At 72.0% G+C, this 3,386-nt stretch carries 3 protein-coding genes; 1 reads left to right on the top strand and 2 read right to left on the bottom strand.

What is annotated here, in order from left to right; all coding sequences use genetic code 11:
- Positions 1-770 (bottom strand): S1 family peptidase (locus tag D7W79_RS40390; RefSeq protein ID WP_244222249.1); only part of this gene is annotated, 770 nt, incomplete at its 3' end.
- A 278-nt stretch (positions 771-1,048) separates the two neighbouring features.
- Here D7W79_RS40390 and infC point away from each other — a divergent pair.
- Positions 1,049-1,798: a translation initiation factor IF-3 gene (infC, locus tag D7W79_RS40385; protein ID WP_120530524.1), complete on the top strand. Its 750-nt coding sequence runs from the start codon at positions 1,049-1,051 to the stop codon at positions 1,796-1,798.
- Positions 1,799-1,936: 138 nt separating this feature from the next.
- Here the strand turns inward: infC and D7W79_RS40380 are convergent.
- Positions 1,937-3,386: sialidase family protein (locus D7W79_RS40380; RefSeq protein WP_208729974.1), on the bottom strand; the 1,450-nt coding region annotated here is incomplete at its 5' end.

Genomic DNA, 3,386 nt, shown 5'->3' with positions numbered 1-3,386 from the left:
GCCTCCTCCAGGAAGGGGCGGAGGAAGTCCCCCAGGGCGTCCACCCGCACCTGGACGGCCTCCGTCCGGCAGGCCACGTCACCGCTGACGGTGAGGCCCTGGAGCACCTCGTTCCCGGGTGGGCCGCCCAGCACCGGGCCCCCGCTGTCCCCCACACAGGTCATGGCCGGGGCGGGGCCGGCCTGGAAGGCGCTGGCGGTGACGCCCGTCACCTGAAGCCCCCCCTGGCGCCGCTGGCCCGAGGGCCGGGACGCGTCCTTCGTGTCCCCGTAGCCCACCGCCCGCACGGGGTCCCCCGGCGCCACCGGGACGTCGCTCCCCCCGGGGAGCCGGAAGGGCGGCACGTCCGTGACCGGCACCGCCAGCCGCAGGAGGGCGGCGTCCCAGGCGTGCGTGGCCGGGACGTAGTCCGGGTGGGCCACCGCCCGGGTGACCCGCACGAACCGCCCGCCGGGCCCCGGCTCCGGGAGCAGCGTGGGGCCCAGGAAGACCTCATAGGGGCCCGCCTCCCCGAAGACGGCCAGGCAGTGCGCCGCCGTCAGCACCACGTCCGGGGCGATGAGGGCGCCCGAGCACAGGAGCACCGGCGCCTCCCCTCCGCAGCGGGTGCGCCGGGCCACCAGCGCCACCGCCGCCCCGTCCCCCGGTGCGTCCGTCCCCTGGACGAGACCCGGACTCCGGGTGCGGAGGGCCTGCCCGGGGGGCTCGAGGGCAGCCGGGCCACAGGAGGGCAGGCAGCCGAGCACCAGGGAGGCGCCGAGCGCAACCACCCCCGAGGGTCGGCATCCTGTCCGTTCCCGAGCGGACGCGGTGGACCGTTTTGCCATGGGGCGCATCATAGGCAACAGGGGTCATGGGAATGGGGGGTGGCCCGCGTTACCTTGCCCCTGGGGGACGTGAACCGGATAGAGTCCGTTGCACGTCTCCCTGCCCCGAGGGGCGGAAGGCTTGTCTGCCTGCCTTCTCCGCCGGAGGGGACTGCCACATCGAGTGGCCCGCCACATCTTCACGGGTGGTGGGTCTGCAACCCTTTTTGGAGGATGTTCACATCATTCGCGAACAGAGAAACAGCAGCCGGGGTCCCAACAGGGACCAGAGAACCAACCGCCGCATCCGCGCGCGGGAAGTCCGTGTCGTGGGCTCCGATGGCTCGCAGCTCGGGGTCATGACCATCGAGGCGGCGCTGGAAAAGGCCCGCTCGGAGTCGCTCGACCTGGTCGAAGTCAGCCCGATGGCCAAGCCGCCGGTCTGCAAGATCATGGACTACGGCAAGTTCAAGTACGAGGAGAAGAAGAAGGCCTCGGACGCGAAGCGCACGCAGGTGGTCATCCAGCTCAAGGAAGTGAAGCTCCGTCCCAAGACGGAGGAGCACGACTACGAGTTCAAGGTGCGCAACACCCGCCGGTTCATCGAAGAGGGCAACAAGGCCAAGGTCGTCATCCAGTTCCGCGGGCGTGAAATCACGCACAAGGAATTGGGCAGCGCCATCCTCGATGACGTCATCAAGGACCTGAAGGACGTGGCGGTGGCGGAGCAGCTGCCGCGCATGGAAGGCCGGCAGATGTACATGATCCTGGCCCCCACGCCCAAGGTCGCGCAGAAGGCGCGCGAGCAGGCGCGGCAGGCCGCCGCGGCCGCCCGCAAGTCCCCGCCTCCTGGCACCGGCAAGAAGCCCCAGGCGCCCGGTGCGCCGGGTGCGGACGCGGCCTCCACGGCGCCGGTCGATGCCGACGGTGGTGGCGACAGCGACGCCGACGACACGGACGAAGCGCCGGACGCCGCGCCCGCGACGACGTAGCCGTACGCAGGCTCGCGTCTCCCCTCGCCGGGAGACGCGCCACGGGCGGTGCCCCTCGGGATTCCGTCCCGAGGAGACCGCCCGCGTTCGTTTCCTTCGTTTCCGCTGACCGCGCCGTCCAGGGAAGGCCCTGCCCCGCTAGCCGGGCAGGACCCGGGCGCGCCGGCGGCGGCCCCACTCCATCAGGATGAACGTCACGCCCACCGCGAGCATCGCGCTGGCACCGCCACACCCGGCGGCCATCGCCTGCTGGGAGGGGCTCGTCACGGTGCTCGCCAGCGCGCCAGGGTCCTGCGGAGGCTCGAACCCGGAGCCGCCGGTGGCGGTGAACCGCTCGCCGTCCTGCGCGTCGTCGGACGGGGCCTGCTTCGCCGCGACGGCCTGGGACTTGAGCGACGACGCGCTGGTGGAGAAGAAGGACAGCCGGTAGCTGGAGCCGGAGGACGGCTCGATGCCGAAGAAGCACACCAGCGGCACGCCCGAGGGCAGCACGTCCGGCGCCGACGGGTAGCCCGCGAAGCCGGACACCGACGCCAGCTCCTTGCCCGCCCCCGGCTTGCCGCTGGAGGACAGCGCGCGGACCCACAGCCGGTAGCCGGAGCCGTCACTGCGCGGCTGGTTGTAGAAGAGGTAGAGGCTGCTGCCCGCGCGGACGAGCGCGGGCTGCGAGGCCCAGTCCCCGTCCTCCAGCACCCTCACCGGCGAGCCGAAGCTGCTGCCGTTGAAGCGGCGGTACATCAGCCGTTCGGAGTTGTCCTTGTAGACCAGGTGCAGGCCGCCATTGCCGTCCGCCACCGCGCTCAGCGCGGCGCCGTGGTAGATGCCGTCGGAGAAGGCCGTGCGCGTGGAGGACCAGGTGGACACGGACGCGCTGTCGTCGCGGATCCGGTAGTGCGTGGTGTCGTGGCCGTCGTGCGAGCTCCACAGCATCATCAGCCGGCTGCCCAGGCTGATGAGCCGCCCGCCGCCGCGCTTCGAGATGTCTCGCGCGAGCGCGGACTGCGTGCGGAAGGTGGAGCCGCCGTCGCTGCTCACGGAGATGGCCAGCGTGTTGCTGCCGTCCTTCTCCCGGAAGAAGGCCTGCACCCAGAAGCGGCCCTTGGAGTCGCGCGCCAGCTCCGCGCGGTAGTACGCGGTGCTGGAGCTGGTGGAGTCGAAGACGCGCACGGGCGTGTCCGGTATCCAGTGGTTCCGGGACGCGCTGTAGCGCCACCACTGGAAGTACACGTCGCGGGACGTGGAGCCGCTGATGCCCTGGCTGTCCGGCGTCTCCACCGCGTAGACGAGCGCCACGTCCCGGCCCACCGCCACCAGGTCCGCGCGGTCGTAGGTGGAGCCGTCGTGGATGATGCCCTCCTGCTTCCAGCTGCTGCCGCCGTTGTCGCTGCGGAACAGGCGCAGGCCGTGCCCGTCCTGTCCGCCCTGCTGTACGGCCGCGAGCAGCACGGAGCCCTCGCTGCGGGACACGCGCACGATGTGCCGGTGCGCGGGCAACGTCAGCGCGTTGCCGCCCCGCACCGGGATGGCCGTGGGCGGCGTCGCCGCCGTCATGCCCGCCAGCAGGAGTCCTGTGAGTGCAGCCCAACCC

Origin of the sequence: Corallococcus exercitus, assembly GCF_003611585.1 — a bacterium.
Lineage (GTDB): Bacteria > Myxococcota > Myxococcia > Myxococcales > Myxococcaceae > Corallococcus > Corallococcus exercitus.
The sequence above is the reverse complement of the archived record's forward strand: the minus strand, read 5'-3'. Positions and strand labels throughout refer to the sequence as shown.